The sequence below is a fragment of the Caulobacter sp. 05L422 genome (assembly GCF_056397765.1).
The window spans coordinates 194,266-209,899 of the sequence record NZ_JBFTOB010000002.1 but is presented as its reverse complement, the minus strand read 5'-3'; the positions used below and the strand labels follow the sequence as shown (position 1 = coordinate 209,899).

Annotated in this window: 12 protein-coding genes and 1 tRNA gene; 2 read left to right on the top strand and 11 right to left on the bottom strand. The window is 66.6% G+C overall.

Features of this window, described 5'->3' with window-relative positions; genetic code table 11:
* Positions 1-4: 4 nt before the first annotated feature.
* The 4 genes from AC1DMQ_RS03310 to AC1DMQ_RS03295 all read right to left on the bottom strand — a co-directional run bounded on the left by AC1DMQ_RS03310 (position 5) and on the right by AC1DMQ_RS03295 (position 7,764).
* Positions 5-895, bottom strand: coding sequence for a hypothetical protein (locus AC1DMQ_RS03310; RefSeq protein ID WP_477032119.1), 891 nt, complete (start codon positions 893-895; stop codon positions 5-7).
* 14 nt (positions 896-909) lie between these two features.
* The gene (locus tag AC1DMQ_RS03305; protein ID WP_477032118.1) at positions 910-4,344 is read right to left on the bottom strand and encodes a hypothetical protein; all 3,435 of its coding nucleotides are present in this window, start codon (positions 4,342-4,344) and stop codon (positions 910-912) included.
* Between the two features lie 193 nt (positions 4,345-4,537).
* Positions 4,538-6,898: an AAA family ATPase gene (locus tag AC1DMQ_RS03300; RefSeq protein ID WP_477032117.1), complete on the bottom strand. Its 2,361-nt coding sequence runs from the start codon at positions 6,896-6,898 to the stop codon at positions 4,538-4,540.
* 776 nt (positions 6,899-7,674) lie between these two features.
* Positions 7,675-7,764 (bottom strand) — tRNA-Ser (locus AC1DMQ_RS03295).
* A gap of 154 nt (positions 7,765-7,918) precedes the next feature.
* Between AC1DMQ_RS03295 and msrA the strand changes: the two genes are divergently transcribed.
* A complete protein-coding gene (gene msrA / locus AC1DMQ_RS03290; RefSeq protein ID WP_477032116.1) occupies positions 7,919-8,572 on the top strand; it encodes a peptide-methionine (S)-S-oxide reductase MsrA in 654 nt (217 codons plus the stop codon).
* The gene (locus tag AC1DMQ_RS03285; RefSeq protein ID WP_477032115.1) at positions 8,569-8,916 is read left to right on the top strand and encodes an MmcQ/YjbR family DNA-binding protein; all 348 of its coding nucleotides are present in this window, start codon (positions 8,569-8,571) and stop codon (positions 8,914-8,916) included. The genes msrA and AC1DMQ_RS03285 overlap by 4 nt, the downstream gene beginning before the upstream one ends.
* Here AC1DMQ_RS03285 and AC1DMQ_RS03280 read toward each other — a convergent pair.
* From AC1DMQ_RS03280 to AC1DMQ_RS03250, 7 genes are all read right to left on the bottom strand, one after another.
* Positions 8,913-9,650, bottom strand: coding sequence for a DUF599 domain-containing protein (locus AC1DMQ_RS03280; RefSeq protein ID WP_477032270.1), 738 nt, complete (start codon positions 9,648-9,650; stop codon positions 8,913-8,915). The genes AC1DMQ_RS03285 and AC1DMQ_RS03280 overlap by 4 nt on opposite strands.
* 101 nt (positions 9,651-9,751) lie before the next feature.
* Complete coding sequence (locus AC1DMQ_RS03275; RefSeq protein WP_477032114.1) at positions 9,752-11,209, bottom strand: MFS transporter; 1,458 nt, start codon at positions 11,207-11,209, stop codon at positions 9,752-9,754.
* Positions 11,210-11,316: 107 nt separating this feature from the next.
* Positions 11,317-11,472 carry a DUF3309 family protein gene (locus tag AC1DMQ_RS03270; RefSeq protein WP_018061962.1) on the bottom strand — a complete coding sequence of 52 codons (156 nt, stop codon included), beginning with the start codon at positions 11,470-11,472 and terminating at the stop codon, positions 11,317-11,319.
* An 86-nt stretch (positions 11,473-11,558) separates the two neighbouring features.
* Positions 11,559-12,467, bottom strand: coding sequence for a hypothetical protein (locus AC1DMQ_RS03265; protein ID WP_477032113.1), 909 nt, complete (start codon positions 12,465-12,467; stop codon positions 11,559-11,561).
* 87 nt (positions 12,468-12,554) lie between these two features.
* On the bottom strand, positions 12,555-12,953 hold the full coding sequence (locus AC1DMQ_RS03260; protein ID WP_477032112.1) for a DUF983 domain-containing protein: 399 nt from the start codon (positions 12,951-12,953) through the stop codon (positions 12,555-12,557).
* A 299-nt stretch (positions 12,954-13,252) separates the two neighbouring features.
* Positions 13,253-13,387 (bottom strand): entericidin A/B family lipoprotein, encoded by a 135-nt coding sequence (locus AC1DMQ_RS03255; RefSeq protein WP_018061959.1) that lies wholly within the window; start codon positions 13,385-13,387, stop codon positions 13,253-13,255.
* A gap of 117 nt (positions 13,388-13,504) precedes the next feature.
* Positions 13,505-15,610: an acylase gene (locus tag AC1DMQ_RS03250; RefSeq protein ID WP_477032111.1), complete on the bottom strand. Its 2,106-nt coding sequence runs from the start codon at positions 15,608-15,610 to the stop codon at positions 13,505-13,507.
* Positions 15,611-15,634: the final 24 nt, after the last annotated feature.

Sequence of the window (15,634 nt, the reverse complement as noted above, 5' to 3'; positions counted from 1 at the left end):
GCTGCTATTTCACGGAGAGGTCCGCGTAGATGCCGCCGCCCTTGAACAGGATGGTGGCGGTCTCCACGGTTCCGGGCACGGCTTCCTGCCCTCTGAATTGCCTGACGATATTGTGTTCGAGCAATTCGTTCGCGAGGGGCTCCGGCGCGCGCAGCCGTTCGATCGACAGCGGACGCGCGCTGGTTTGCTGGATGATGTCCTCGAACGAAACAGACGGCTCCAGCAGCAACGAGCCGTAGGATTCATCGACATAGATGGCCGCGACGTTCTCGTGGTTCACCGCCAGGTCGCCTTGCGAGAACTTCACCTGGAAGGCGGCGAGTTGTTCCTCGCTGGACGCGATTCCGCGGCAGAGCTCCACGACCTTGGCCAGGAAGGAGTCGGGCAGGCAGCCCAGGTTCGAAAACCGCACGATGGTGGAGCTGCCGGCGGCGACATAGGCCTTGAAGCCCAGCAGATGCCGGCTTGGGCCCAGTCCGGCCATGTAGTCGGCTCCCAGGCCGCCGGGCTCCAGCGGCGTGGACTTGCGGCCGTCGATCGTGATGGGCGAGGCGCCGCCCCGGTCCGTGTCGTCGGGATCGTAGGAGAACTCGAAGTACCGCGTCCGCTCGCGACGCGTGGCCCCCATGTGGGCGCGCTTCAATTCTATGTTCTTGAATTCGTAGCTGCGATCGACATCCGAGATCTGGAGCGTGCCCTTCACGGGCTGGATGATGTTGTCGCCCTTCTCGCTGACCTTGACGTCCTGCGTGAAAGCCTTGTTCGCCTGCCTGCGTTCGTCGATGTAGACATGGAAATTCGTGCCGAACCCCTCGCCGGGCGTCAGCCGGCAGGCGATGCGGTAGCCTTCGATGTTTTCGAAACTCATTCCGTTGAAGGTGGCTTTGAGCGCCATCGTCTCTACTCCCCCTAGCTGGCGAATTGCGCCACCTGGCCCGTCAGATCGGGCAGGTCGGCTTTGCGGATCGCGTGACGGAACCATTTCACGTCGTCGATGGTGACCGATTGCGTCTCGGACTCGGCGCCGCGCTTGAGGAGAACGACCAGTTCGCCGTCCTGCATCGAGAGCGAGAAATCCCGGTATTCGCCAATCAGCGCCGGATCCAGCGGAGCGCCCGTCTTGTGGCGGTTGGCGGCGATCCCCGCCTGTTCGCGGCCGGTGAAGAACGGGTAGAAGGATTCCGCCGTCGGGCGCGTGGTGGCCTTGTTGTTCACGGCCGAGGCCAGCACGCTCAGCAGGATGTAGAGATAGAAGTCGACCGCGAAGGCGTGGCTCCTGTCCCTTCCATCGCCCCAGATGACGATGTCCAGGGTCTTGCGCATCTGGCCGACCCCGGCGCCGATGACCTGGAAGCGGCCTTCGCCCGTCGGGATGACGGCGCGGTTGTCGATCTTCTGCTCGGGCTTGCAGAGGAAATGGGCGGCGAACAGATAGCCAGCGGGCAGATAGGTGGGGAACGAGTCGCCCTTCGGATTGAGATCCGGCGAGGGGCCCACGATGAGCACGGGCGCCGGAACGGGACCGCCGTCGGATCCGGACCCGGCCGCGGCGCTCGCCAGGGCCATGCCATCGGCCTCCCAATTGGAGCTCTGCGGGCCGGTCGATAGGCAGATCGGCGGCAGGACCAGTCGCCGATTGCCGTTCTCCAGCGGCAGCTGCTTGAGGGAATCGAGCCAGGCTTCCTTGTAGCCCTTGCGCCCATCGCTCCCGTCGCCGGAACCGAACGCGCTGTCGGTCATGTAGATCAGGCCGGGACAGGCGGTGACGTCGTGTTCCTCGTCCTTCTTCACGAAGGCGCTTTGCAGCCGCAACTTGGCGTCCGCTCCGTCGACGTTGTCGTTGCGCAGCCAGTTTAGGAACTCGCCGGCGGTCGCGTTGACGACGACGACCTCGGCCTGGGAGTCGTGCTGGACGATGTCCATCAGATATTTCACGCCGCGCAGTTCCGACATGAAGCTGACGGTGCTGCGCAGGCTGTCGTCGCCCTGATAGGCCAGGGTCTCGCGCAGCTCCGTCACGCCCAGCTTGCGCCGCTCGACCTTCTCGAGGACGTCGTTGTCGAAATAGCGCGTGAGGGAGATGTCGCGGATGAACTTGCGCGGATCGGGGTTCTCCGGATCCATGTTCTGCACGGCGTCCAGCAGCATCGCGTAGAGATTGCTGCAGGCCTTGCCCAGGCCCAGGGTCTCCTTGTTGTTGAGCAACACATTGGCCAGCGTCATCCGCTGCACCTGGCCGACGAACTCGGTCTTGCCCTGGTTGTGGGTGTAGCGTTCGTAGATGATCCGCAGGATGTGGTGGAAGCTGCGGATCGCGTCGTCCGCCATCTCGGTCAGGTCGTCGTTGCCCTTCACCATTTCGCGCAAACTGGCGAGTTGGTCTTCCGTCAGGGCGCTGGTGGGTTCACGGGCGGTCGCGCGGACGCTTTCCAGGAAGTCGGCGACGACAGAGTCCGTCCTGTTCGTCAGCGCGTTCTCCTCGCGGAGCGGTTTGACTTCGGAGGGGGCGGCGCTCTCGGGGGGCGGGGTTTGGGAGGTCTTGGCCTCTCCGCCCGCGCCGCCGCCGCCTGCGGGCGCCCGGCTTGCCGACGGGGCTCGCCCGATTTCCGCTCCTTGGGTTTTGGCGCTGGCGGCGCCCACCGTTTCCACGACTTTTTCCACGGCGTTTTCAGCCTTGATCGTCTCCTTTGCGACCTTCACCGCCAGGTTCGCCACCGAGTCCGAGATCTTATGGCTGGCGGGCGTATTGGTGGTGACGATGACGGTCTCGTCGGAATAGGGCGCGATGTTGCTGATGCTGCGGCCCTGGCCCCGCTCGGCGGTGGTGTTGTCGATCACGGTCATCGCGCGACCGATCATCTCCTGAGCTTCGATGATCCGGTCGGCCATGTCCGGATTGGAGATGCGCTCGATGAACAGGCGCACCAGGTCCTTCTGCATGTGCGCGGCGTTTCGGATGGTGCGCGAGTTCTTGTCGATGTTGCTCAGATATTTGGGCAGGTACTCCTCGCCGAGCTCGCGGATGGCGGCCTGCGAGGCGTCGTCGAGCGCGACCGCGACGAGGTAGGCGGCCTGCACCTCGCGTCGCACCATCATGCGCAGATCGAACTCGTCGAAGATCGGCGTCTGGTTCAGCACCGGCATCAGGATGTCCACGATGACGGACTTCTGCGCCTGGATGAACGGCCGCTTGTCGCCCGCGCCGGCCATGGCGCGCAGCACTTCGAGACGTTCGGCGTTGCTGCGCAGGGCCGTCGCGACCTCGCGCAGTTCCGGCGAGAGCGCCGCCAGCAGGTCGTCGACGCGACGGTCTTCGGCGAGCACCGCCAGGATGACCTTTTCGAAGTTGTCGGACAGCTCCTTGCGGAAGCGGTGCCGCTCCTCCTCGGTCGCGCGCTGGATGGGCGCGGCCACCAGGCTGCTCTCGATCTTGCCGCTGATCAGTTCGGCGACGACCTGATCCTTTTCGGTGTCGGTCTTCTTCGCCCGGACGGGTTCGAGCTGGTAGTGGGCGTTGAACACCCATTCCAGCACCATCGAGATCAGCACCTTGCTGCGGACGATCTGGTTGAGCGAGTTGTAGGCGTCGCGCGCCTTGGCGAAGTCCTTCAGGAGGTCCTTCTTGGCGGCGAGGAGGTCCTTGGTCTTCTGGAAGACGGTCGCGCCGCCCGTTATCCGCATCTCGTACTGGTCGGCGCTGCCGACGAGCACGTTGCGGAAGGTCGTGACGATGCGAAGAAGGCTGCTGCGGGCGCGCGCGTTCGTGCGCAGGTCCGACCAGACCTCGTCGTTCAGGTCCAGGCGCCCGGCGAGAAGATCCTCGCCCGACTCCGGCACGGTGAGGAAATCGGTGTTGAGGTCTGGCGAATAGAGGAAGTCGATCAGTTCCTCGATGAAGCCGCCCGGCAGGGCGCCGCCCGACGCATAGGCGGGCAGGTCGTTGGACATCTTCGCCGCGCCCAGGAGTTCGCTGAAGACTTCCACGAGCTCCGGCGTTCGCGGCTGGAACTGGCAGAGGACGTCGAGGTTGCGGCGGATCTGCTTGTATATCGATCGCCCCTTGTCCGGATCGCTGGACGCCAGCAGGTCGGCCTCGAGCCCATCCGCGTCCGGCTGGAAGGCCCGCTGCGTCGAGTTGGCGGCGGCCCGGCGGAAGAAGTAGTTCCAGGTGTCGATGACCACCGTGCCCTGCTCGGCGCCGGCGTTGGACGGCATCACCTGCTTGACCATCGGAATGCGCCGATGGGTCACCTCTTCGGCGATCGCGGGCTGCAGGGCGCGGACGAAGTTGTCGAAGCTCAGGCCGTACTTCTTGTTGAACAGGCCGATATAGTCCTTGCTCAACTGGCTTTGAGGTCGATTTGTGAACAGGTAGGATTGAACCTCGCTATCCGGGTCGACGGGGTCTTTATTGAAGCGCCCGACCACGAATATGCGATGCTTTATGCGGGAAAGCGTATTGATGTCGATTTCGTGTTGATTAAGAAAAGTCTTGAATTCTTCAGCCATTTTGATTTCCGATCCCAATCAACACTGACTACGCTTGATGCAAGGGTGAGGTCCCGCCGCCCAAGGCGTGGACGGTCAGCCAGGCGAGCAGGCTTCGTTCCAGCCGGCGGGCGGACGGCGCGCCGTCGCGGCCCGTGGCATGGGCGAGAATGGACGCGCGGGTTTCGGGCTCGCCGAGCGCGCTGGGCAGGGGGCGGCTGGCGCCCTTGCCGCGCTCCTCGATCATGCGGGCCAGAATGCCGTCGAGAGCGGCCTGGTCGAGCGCGTTGAACACGACGACCCGGTCGATCCGGTCCACCAGCGGCTGGGTCCAGATGCCGCCTTGGGCGACCAGCAGCGCGCGAACCCCTTCGTCGTCGGGGCCGCCCAGCATCGCCAGGAGCTCGCTGACCTGAAGGTCGTTGAGCTCGGCGACATATTGCGCGGCGCCCGCCAGGTCCACGTGCCGGTCAAGCTTCAGCTCGGCCAGGCCGGGGATTTCGAACCCGGCGTGCAGACGCACCATCAGGGTCGCGGCCGCCACGTCGCGCTGCGTGAAGGCGTTTGACGTCATGGCGAAGGCGCACTGCGAAAAGTCGATCGAGCGGCCCTGGGAGTCGTCGGCCTTGCCGTCCAGAATACTGATCAGCGGATTGGCCAGGGCGGCGTGCGCCTTCTCGAACTCGTCCAGCACGACGATGGAGTAGGGCCGCATCATCACCTTGCTGAAGATCGTCGGGGTCTGGCCGAAGCCGATGTAGCCGGGCGCCGAGCCCATGAACTTGTTGAGCGCGTCTTCCTTGGCGTACTCGGCCATGTTGCAGACGATCAGGGATCCGCGGTCGCGCATGACCTCCTCGGCCAGGGAGAGCGCCAGTTCGGTCTTGCCGACGCCCGGCGGCCCCACGAACAGGAACCGGCCGCGCGGCCGACGCTGATCGACGAAGCCGGCTCCGTAGAGCGCCAGGTGCTGGGTCACCGCGCTCACCGCCGAATCCTGTCCGCGCACGCGCGCCTTCAGTCGCTGGTCGAGGTTGTGGAAATAGTCCGCGCGGTCCTGGTCCAGGTCGTTGACGGGTATGCCGGTCACCGTGCTGAAGCGACGCCGCACATCCGCGCCCGAAATGATCCGCGACGGCGGGGGATCCAGGTCTTCGGCGTCCACCCTCGACAGGCGCCAAACCACCTCCCCGATGGTCTCGCCCAGAAGAGCGATGGCCTTGCGGGGCAGCTTGTCGGTTCTCTGGTAGATCGACGTCACCTTCACGGCGGTGCGGATGGCGTCTTCGCTGAGTTGCACCTCCATGCGCCGGGCCTTGTCGCCCAGCAGGCGCGACATGGAGTTGCGGAGGATCTCGCAGGCGTCGTCCTCCGACGGCTCCTGGATCAGGATCTTGCGGAAGCGGCTGTTCATCGCGTCGTCGCTGGCGATGAATCGCGCATACTCGCGATCGGTGGTGGCCCCGATGCAGCGGAACCGCTCTTCCGCCATGGGCACCTTGAAGGCCGTGGCGATCGACCGGGACGCGGTGTCGTCGGTGTCGAGAAGTTTGTGCACCTCTTCGAAGAACGGCACGACATTGGGGTTGCGCGCGAAGAACGCGAGCATGGAGGTCACGCGTTCCTCGAGGTCGCCGCGCGCGCCCGCGCCCTTCATCATGTCGGCCGCTTCGATCCGCACGATGGTCCAGTCGTCCATGTCGGGCGGGATCAGGGGCCGTGTGCGATGCGCGATGTGCCAGGCCAGGCCCGCGACGAGCGCTGACTTTCCAACGCCCGGTTCGCCGACCACGACCGCGGAGGACCGCATCGAGTTGAGCAGGACGACCAGATTCTCGAGCTCGCGATCCTGCCCGATGACGGGGCAGGTCGGCCAGAAGCCCGCCCGCGCCATCGCGGTCATGTCTGAGCCGAGTCCGTCGGCGCCGAGACCCGGCGAGCGGAAGGTGAAGTCCTGTCGTTTCACCATGTCGCTGGCGGCGGGCAGGAACATTTCGGCCGTCACGCCCGCCGATCGCAGCAGTTCGCGCGATCGGTCGGACTCGCTGTCCATGGGCGGATCGACGGCGACGCAGGCGCCCAGGAACAACAGGGGCGTGACCTTGGGCGCGCCGAGCGTCTTGGCCATTTCCTTCGAGGGACGCGCGAGCGCTTCGAGGTCGAAGCCGATGCGGCCGGCGTCGGCCGGCTCCGAGGGCAGCTTGCGGATCTGCTCGGCGATCGCGGCCCGAGCCCGAGTGCGCACTTCCGGCGGCAGCTTGCCGCGGATCGACTCTTCCTCAAGCAGTTCATCGAGCAGATGCGCCAGGCAGGTCCGCGTCGGCGTGGCCTTGGCGCCGGCGTGCGCGGCCGCGAAGGCCCCCAGGAGGGCCTTGCTGGCGTCGTTCTCCAAAAACAGCTCAAGGTACATTGAAAGTGCTCGGCAGCCGAAATGCGCTAGTGGGCTCGCGCCAGATCGCGCCGGCGAGGAGCGGCCGAAAGGCGCGCAACCTCGCCGTCACGCCCAAGGCGCGCGGACCAAATCTTGAAAAAAAGCAAACCCCCGTACGCGCTGCGAACTCGGGCATTGACGCCGAAGCGCAAATGCCAGGTAGTGTTCGCAGGAAACACAAGCCAACATTGTCCGGTAGTTGTATCTTGGTCAATAGCAACGTTCGGTGAACTTTGGTTCTTGAGTCTTCTCCGCGACGAATGCTCTCGCGGAAAGCGTCGTTGGGGCCGCGCGGCGTGACCTGGTGGCGCGACGCCGAGTTCGATCTCGACGATGAAATGCTCCCGCCGTGAACCTTTGCGGGGCAGGATTGGCGGCGCAAAATCTCCGGCCGGAAAACCACCGGCGATTTGGAGGGGCGCTGGACTTGCCGCCGAACGGTCGCCGCCCGACTACTGCGGGACGCGGGGCAGATCGCTTAGGGCGTGAAGATTACGGTGGCCAGGACGGGCAAGCTGGTTCTGACCGGCGTCAAGGCCTGCTCATGGCGCGCAGCCGCCGCGCTCGGCGGCGCAAGTTCGCTGCCGTACGACGACCCAAGTCATCCCGCCGATCCACCTTGCCGCGCCTTCCGGCCTACCTGATCCGCACGGAACGCGCATCTCGCGGTCAGATCTGAAAATAGGACCGAAAATGGGACCCGCGAAATGGCGGGGAAATATTGTTGAATATAATCAACGCGATGTGCGGAGCGATGGCGGTGAGAGAGGGATTCGAACCCTCGATAGAGTTTCCCCTATACACGCGTTCCAGGCGTGCGCCTTCAACCACTCGGCCACCTCACCATGCGCACCAGATGCGGAAGGCGGTTGAAGCCCCCGACGCAGGAAGGGGCGCAATATACTCAGGAAGGTTGCGGTAGCAAGCGGCCATACGAGGTGAAACGAGATCGCGTACACCTTAGTATCGATGGTTCTGTTTCGATCCTGAGATCCCGTCATGGCTTCCGCCCCCAAAACCCTCGAAATGCCGACCGTCGACACCGCTCTGCCGGGGCGCGCGGCGGCGATCCCGACGGCCAAGGCTCACTTCGTCAACGGCCATCCGCTGAAGGGTCCCTATCCCGACGGGATGGAGGTGGCGGTGCTGGCCATGGGCTGTTTTTGGGGCGTGGAGCGGGTGTTCTGGAAGGTCCCGGGCGTCTATGTCACCGCCGTCGGCTACGCGGCCGGGATCACCCCCAACCCGACCTACGAGGAGGTCTGCACCGGTCGTACGGGCCACACCGAGGTGGTGCAGATCGTGTTCGACCCGCGCGTGGTCACCTACGAGACCCTGCTCAAGACCTTCTGGGAGAGCCACGACCCGACCCAGGGCATGCGCCAGGGCGGCGACATCGGCACCCAGTACCGCTCGGGGATCTATGTGACCTCCGACAGCCAGGCCGCCGCCGCGGTGGCTTCGAAGGAGGCCTATCAGCAGGCCCTGGACGCCCAGGGGCTGGGGACCATCACCACCGAGATCGGCGCGGCCGGTCCGTTCTTCTTCGCCGAGGACTATCACCAGCAGTACCTGGCCAAGAACCCCGAGGGCTATTGCGGCATCGGCGGCACGGGCGTGGTCTGTCCGATCGGCGTGGGGGTGCGGGCATGACCCCCGAGGCCTTCGACGCCGCCGCCCTGGCCTTGCCGGGCGCGACCATGACGATCCAGTGGGGCGACGACCACGTCTACAAGGTGGGCGGCAAGATGTTCGCCGTGCTGGGCGGGGCCGTGGGCGCGAGCGGCTTTTCGCTGAAGGCCTCGGACGTGGCGTTCGAGGTGCTGAGCGAGACGGGCCGGGCCATCCCGGCGCCCTATCTGGCGCGCGCCAAGTGGCTGCACTTCGCCGACCTGGCCGCCGAGGACGCGGACGAGGTGGCCGACTGGCTGAAGACGGCCCACGGCCTGATCGCCGCCAAGCTGACCAGGAAGGCGCGGGCCGAAATCGGGCTCTAAACCTGCTCGCTGTCCTTGCCAGCCAGGTGAGGACCGATCACCACCGGCTGGCGTTCGAGGATCTGGCGCACCTTGCGCACGGCGGCCGAGGCCGGGCTGCGGCGCTGGCGCCAGAGCAGCAGGATCATCGCCCCGCCGGTCGCCACCGCGAAGGCGATGGGGCCCAGCAGCCAGGCCGCCGCCGCCAGGGCGAAATAGTAGCCGCGCACGCCGGCGTTGAACGCCGACAGGGCCGGATTGAGGATCGCGCCGGCCGCCTCGGCATACTCTTCCAGCACCGCGCGCGGGGCCCACATCGGCGTCGCGCCGATGGCGGCCAGGCAGTAGTTCATCTGGCGGATCGCCCAGATGAAGTCGAGCAGGCCGCGGGCCAGGGCGATCAGCACGACGCCCAGCTTGATCTGGAACACCAGGGCCGAGGCCGGGGCCAGGACGGCGATGCCCTCGATGGTCTTCAGCGCGCTGTCGCCGCCGAACAGCACCCCGGCCGCCGCGGCGATCAGGATCAGGTTGGACGAAGCGAAGAACGAGGCCGAGTTGATCGCGTGGCCCAGCAACTGGCCGTCCAGCAGGGCGATCTCGCGCACCGCCATCTCGGCCATCCAGCGGCGGCGGATCACCGTCATGTCGGTGTTGATGACGTTCTTCTCGTGGCCCAGCCGCTTGAGCATCGGCTCGTAGAACAGCCAGCAGAACAGGAAGAAGGCCAGGACCAGCAGATCGATGATCGGCATGGCCAGGAACTGCTTGGACAGGGCGTGCGAGAGCGTGGAGGACATGGAGCGAACTTAAGGCCGTAACGAGAGTCGGTGAAAGGGGTGTCGCGGGAGCGGTATCAGTCCTCGAGGATCAGGCTGTGCTTGCCCGTGTCCCTCAGCAGCAGCGAGACCGTCAGGCCCACGGCCATGATCGCCGACACATAGAGGTAGAAGCCGCTCTCCATGCCCTCGTGCTTGAACCACAGGGCGACGTATTCGGCGGTGCCGCCGAACGCGGCGTTGCCGATGGCGTAGGGCAGGGCCACGCCCAGGGCCCGCACATGGGTGGGAAACAGCTCGGCCTTCACCACGGCGCTGATCGAGGTGTAGCCCGACTGCACGAACAGGGCCGCGAAGATCAGGCCGAAGGCGACGGCGGGGCTGGCGGCCTTGGCGGTCAGGCTGAACACCGGCCAGGCGATCAGGGCGCCCACCCCGAAGGCGAAGACCAGCATGGTCTTGCGGCCGACCTTGTCCGAGGCCCAGCCGAACAGCGGCTGGATCAGCATGAAGCCGGCCAGGGTGGCCAGGTTGATCGCCCCGGCCGTGGCCTTGTCGAAGCCCGCCGTGTTGGTCAGGAACTTCAGCATGTAGGTGGTGTAGGCGTAGAAGGCCAAGGAGCCGGCGGCGGTCAGGCCGATGATCGCCAGGGTCTGCCTGGGATGGCGCGAGACCAGCGGCGCGGCCAGGGCCACGTAGGTCGCGACCAGCAGGAGCACCGCTCCGTACTGCATCGTCGCGGCGAACGGCGCGTCCGTGAAGCCCACGACCATGGACCCGACGGTGGCCAGGAGGAGCCCGCTCACCCAGGCGACCTGGCGGCGGCTGACCGGGTCGCGTGCGGCGGTCGAGACGTTCTGGTGCGAGACGCTTTCCTCGATGCCGGTGCGGATCCAGAACACCACCACGGCCAGGGCCGCGCCCACGAAGAACGGGATGCGCCAGCCCCAGTCGGCCAGGTCTTCCTTGCTCAGGGTGTTCTGCAGGATCACCAGCACCAGGGCCGCCACCAGCTGGCCCATGATCAGGGTCACGTACTGGAAACTGGACCAGAAGCCGCGACGCTTCCGCCCGGCCATTTCGCTCATATAGGTGGCGCTGGCGCCGTACTCGCCGCCCACCGACAGGCCTTGCAGCAGGCGGGCCAGCAGCAGGATCACCGGCGCGGCGTCGCCGATCGTGGCGTGGCCGGGGCACAGGGCGATGACCAGCGAGCCGACGCACATCAGGCCCACGGCGAGGGTCAGGCCGGCCTTGCGGCCCTTGCGGTCGGCGTAGAGCCCCATCAGCCAGGCCCCGACGGGCCGCGCGCCGAAACCGACCGCGAAGATGGCGGCCGTCTGCATCAGCTGGGCGGTCTGGTCGCCCTTGGGGAAGAAGATCTTGGCGAAATAGATCGAGAAGGCGGCGTAGGCGAACCAGTCGTACCACTCGACCAGATTGCCGGCCGATCCGCCCAGGATGGCTCGGGTCCGACGCCAAGCGCTCAAGGGCGCGGCGCCTTGGGGCGGCGTCGCCGTAGCAGTGTCGGTCATGTCGCCCCCAGGGTGTCGTCGCGGGAGACCTTAGGCGAACATTGATCGTCGGGGGAGGGGCGCGAGAGCGATTGGGGACGCGCGCGGGCGCGCGTCCCCAGACGTCGCTAGATCCTGCCGATCAGGACCAGGATGATGATGATGACCAGCACCAGGCCCAGGCCGCCGGACGGATAGTAGCCCCACGAGCGGCTGTGGCCCCAGGTCGGCAGGGCGCCGATCAGGGCCAGGATCAGGATGATGATGAGGATCGTGCCAAGCATGTCCGTCTCCGTTGCATCCGGGCGCGTTGCGCGCTCGGGTTCGGGGAAGGGAATGCGAGGGGTGCGGCCAAGGTTCCGCGAGGGTCCTAGGGGCCGGGGTCTGGAGGTGTCGCCGGGGGCGGCGGAGGGGCCGGCGGGGGCGCCGCCGCGACGGCATTGGCCGCGTGACGCCGCTTCCACCAGCGGCGCAGCTTGGCGCGGTTGGCGAAGACGACGCCGAGGAAGCTCAGCACCCCGCCGATCACCCAGATCAGGCCCTTCGTCTGCTCCATCTGCCAGGTCAGCCAGTCCAGGAGGCCGATCTTCACCGACATCTCGTGGACCAGCGCCGGCCGCTCAAGCTCGATCGGGCCGCCCGGCGTGACGAGTTCGTTGAAGATCCGCAGCGTCAGCACGGTCTTGCCCGGGCGCGTCGGTTTCACCAGCCATTCGAACGTGACGTTCTGCAGGCTTGTCACGTCACGGATCGTCTGCTCGGGCTTGACGATCTCGACGTTGTCGCCGGTCAGCTCGGCGCGGACCTTTCGTCCGATCGCCACGGTCTGCTCATCGACATGCTGGTCGGTGACGGCCTTGCCGATCGACGCTTGCGCCGCCGCGCGGTCGGCCGAGGCGATGACGGCCGTGATGCGGGTCTGCTCGCCCCAGCGCAGCTCGTCGCGCCAGCCGACGAAGACGGGGATGTCGCGGATCTGTCGGCGGGCGAGGTCCGACAGGTAGGCTTCGCGCTCGATGTCGTCGCAGACCTGGCCTTCGATGGCGCAGGGCGACGGGGGCGCCTCCGTCGCGGACTTCATGCCCATGCCGCCGCCGACGATCAGCAAGCCAGCGACCAGGAGAAAGACGACGAAAGCGGCCAGGGCCGACAGGAGCGCTGCGATGGTCGCCAGGATCGGCGGAAGCCGGCGACGCAGGAAGCGGACATACGCCTGGCTGATGAGGCCGAAGATCGCGAGGCCGCCGAGGGTCGCCACCCAGAAAAGGAAGTCCGCCATGACCGCGCTCTCCATCGAGCGGCGTCATAGTCGCGCTATGCGGGCGGTTTATCAATCCTCGCGCGAAGCGTCGTCGTGCGCCGCGGCTCAGCCGCCCGGGCAGTCCTCGGCCTTGCGCAGGCCCACGGCCCACAGGGCGCCGATCACCGCGCCCTTGACGCGGGGCAGCAGCATCAGGGTCAGGGCGGCCAGCGGCAGCACGGTCAGCGGCACCACCAGCACCGGCGACATCTTCCAGATGAACGGGAACAGCAGCAGCGGCGCGACCACCAGGTGGCCGATGATCAGGATCGTGAAATAGGCGGGGCCGTCGTCGGCCGGATAGCGGGCCAGGTCATGGCCGCAGACCTCGCAATCCAGGTCGACCTTCAGGTAGCGCGTGTACAGCCGTCCCTCGCCGCAGTTGGGGCAACGGTGGCGGACGCCGCGCTTCATGCCGGTCAGCATGCTGACCGGAGGCGGGCAGGGGGAGGTCTGCTCGTTCATGGGCGTGGATATGCCTCCGCGACGGTCCTGGCGAAAGGGGGCGCGCGGTCGCATGCGCCATTTTGAATCAGTTTTCGTTGAGATGAACGCCTAGCGACTCAAGAATTCACCCGCAAGGCGAGCGAGTAGAAACGCCGTTACTCGGGACCGTTAACCACAACTGTTTTGGGGTTCTGTGGATAAGCCACGGTCCGCTCTGGGAAAACGTGACGTCAGCGGGGCCGTGCGGCGCCGCAGCTTAACTATACCAAGGGTCGCGGACCTTGTTCGGTCGAAGTCCGCAACCCTTGATGCTGCGACTATTTGGCGTCCTTGGCGGTGTTGGTCACCGCGCGGCCGGCGGCCGACACGTCCTGGCCGACGCCGGCGACGGTGTTGCAGGCCGAAACCATCAGGGCGGCGGCCACGGTGGCGAGGATCACGATCTTGCGCATGGAGAGGTCTCTAAAGTTGGAGAAATGGCGGCGGACCTTAACCTTGGCCCACGGCCACGTTCAAGCGCGTCACCACGGCGAAGTCATGGCGCCGAACCTGGGCGCCGAACCTGGGCGTCAACGCTTGCCCGGCCGGTAGTCCTCCTTCACGTGGCCTCGCAGCTCGTCTTCGGTGAACAGCACCGGCTTGGTGCGCATGGTCGCGAACAGCGGGGTCTGGTCGGCATAGTGCGGCGAGCTCGCGTCCAGGGTGGCCGAGCCGAACTGGTGGATGCTGTCGGAATGCACAACCCCGGCCGCGTCCCAGCGCACGAACATGATGAAGGTGTCGCCGGCGTCGGCGGTAAGGGTGCCGTCCTTCTGCGGGATGCCCCAGACCGAGCGGTAGGTGTCGGCCCCGCCGTCGATCGGCAGGTCGACCTTGCCGCGCCGGATGCGGTTGACCTGGCCCCACTCCGGATCCAGGCGGCCGAAGTTCGCCTTTAGGGTCGTGATCGCCGCCTTCAGGCTGTCCAGCGGGACGGGCGGCGGATCGCCATTGATCTGGGCGACCAGGATCGGCTGGATCGTCAGCGAGGCCAGGGCGGCGGCGCGGTTGTGGACGTCGGTGCGCCGGTCCCAGCCGCGCAGGATCGCCTGGGCGGCCTTCAGGTCGGCGTCGGTCCCTGGATCGATGGCTGTCAGCGCCTTGATCATCGCCACCTCGGACGAGTGCTCGCTGTAGGTGACGTCGTACTTGTAGCGGCGGAACGCCTCGTCGGTGATCGCCGGATCGGCGCCGACCAGTTCCTGGACGCGCTGGGCGCGGTTGGTGAGGTTGGTCTGCAGGCCCTGGCTGGCCGGGAAGTCCGCGGCCTTCAGGTTGTCGGCCGGATCGCTGGCCAGGAACGGGCTGTTGTTGGAGTTGTAGACGTAGCCCGACTTGGGGTTCCACAGCTGCGGGATGGCCGCGACCGGACGGTAGCCCTGCCAGATCAGGTCGGATCGGTCGCCGGGCAGCACGCCGCTCCAGTCCACGCCCTCGCGACGGTTCGGATACTGGCCGTTGTGCACGAAGCCGATGTTCCCGGCGGCGTCGGCATAGATGTAGTTCAGGCTGGGCAGGGCGTGGGTGGCGATGCCGGCCCGCCATTCCTCGACGTTCCGCGCCTTGTTCAGCCGCCAGTATTGCAGCGGCTGGCGGTACTCGCCCATGCCGGCGTAACGCAGGGCGAACAGGCCATGCTTGGTCTCCAGCACCGGGCCGTGGACGGTGCGCAGGGCGCGCTTGGTCACCGGGATGACGATCGGACCCCACAGCCTGATCTTCATCTTCACGTCGTGCCGCTGGAAGTCGCGCCAGGCGCCGTCCAGCCGGTACTGGTTCTTGTTCTGGGGATTGATCGTCAGGCGATAGGCGTCGAACAGGTCGGGCTTGGACACCGTGTTGGCCCAGCCCAGATGGGCGTTGTGGCCGTGCAGCATGAACGGCGCGCCGGGGAAGAAGCCGCCGGCTACGTGCCAGCCGTCGCCGCTCTCGACCACGGCCTCGTACCAGGCCACCGGGCCGGTATAGGGCTGGTGCGAATTGACCAGCAGGCGGGGCAGGTGGTCGGCGGTGCGCGACGGGGCCAGGGCCAGGCCGTTCGAGCCCTTGGGCGGCTCCTTCTGGGGCGTCTCCGGCGCGTTCAGCCGCTTCAGCTCGCCATCCAGGCCGTAGAAGAACGGCTGCTTGAACACGAAGCCGGCCAGGGCGTCCTTGCCGGTCAGCGGCAGCAGGCCTGGCGACACGGCCTTCGGATGGGTGGCGGCGTAATAGTTGACCCCGTCGGCATAGGCCTCGAGCACGGCGCGCAGGTCGGCCGGCAGCTTGGGGTAGCCCTCTTCGACCGTCGGCCAGACGTCCAGCAGGCCGACCAGATAGTCGGTGACCGCCGCCTTGGCGCCGTCCCGGCGGGCCAGGGTCCCGCGGGTGGCCAGCACCACCGTCTGCAGCGTGGCGAAGTCGTCCTCGGACTGGGCGTAGGCCAGGCCGAACGCCGCGTCGGCGTCGCGCCTGCCCAGGATGTGCGGCACACCCCATTCGTCGCGGCGGATGCGGACGTCATAGGTCGCGGCCTTGGTTATCAGGGCCTGGGTGTCGGGCTTTGGCGGCCGGGTGGCGAGGTCGAGCCCGATCAGGGCCAGCACGGCGACCAGCGCCAAGCAGACGACGGCCGCCAGGCCTCGCAGGATCCACCGCATGACGTTCCGCCCCTATCGCTCTTT

Excerpts from the sequence above, each read along its gene's own strand:
- AC1DMQ_RS03310 (WP_477032119.1), bottom strand. The coding sequence starts at position 895 with ATGGCGCTCAAAGCCACCTTCAACGGAATGAGTTTCGAAAACATCGAA.
- AC1DMQ_RS03300 (WP_477032117.1), bottom strand. The coding sequence starts at position 6,898 with ATGTACCTTGAGCTGTTTTTGGAGAACGACGCCAGCAAGGCCCTCCTG.
- msrA (WP_477032116.1), top strand. The coding sequence starts at position 7,919 with ATGGCTTCCGCCCCCAAAACCCTCGAAATGCCGACCGTCGACACCGCT.
- AC1DMQ_RS03285 (WP_477032115.1), top strand. The coding sequence starts at position 8,569 with ATGACCCCCGAGGCCTTCGACGCCGCCGCCCTGGCCTTGCCGGGCGCG.
- AC1DMQ_RS03280 (WP_477032270.1), bottom strand. The coding sequence starts at position 9,650 with ATGCCGATCATCGATCTGCTGGTCCTGGCCTTCTTCCTGTTCTGCTGG.
- AC1DMQ_RS03275 (WP_477032114.1), bottom strand. The coding sequence starts at position 11,209 with ATGACCGACACTGCTACGGCGACGCCGCCCCAAGGCGCCGCGCCCTTG.
- AC1DMQ_RS03270 (WP_018061962.1), bottom strand. The coding sequence starts at position 11,472 with ATGCTTGGCACGATCCTCATCATCATCCTGATCCTGGCCCTGATCGGC.
- AC1DMQ_RS03265 (WP_477032113.1), bottom strand. The coding sequence starts at position 12,467 with ATGGCGGACTTCCTTTTCTGGGTGGCGACCCTCGGCGGCCTCGCGATC.
- AC1DMQ_RS03260 (WP_477032112.1), bottom strand. The coding sequence starts at position 12,953 with ATGAACGAGCAGACCTCCCCCTGCCCGCCTCCGGTCAGCATGCTGACC.
- AC1DMQ_RS03255 (WP_018061959.1), bottom strand. The coding sequence starts at position 13,387 with ATGCGCAAGATCGTGATCCTCGCCACCGTGGCCGCCGCCCTGATGGTT.
- AC1DMQ_RS03250 (WP_477032111.1), bottom strand. The coding sequence starts at position 15,610 with ATGCGGTGGATCCTGCGAGGCCTGGCGGCCGTCGTCTGCTTGGCGCTG.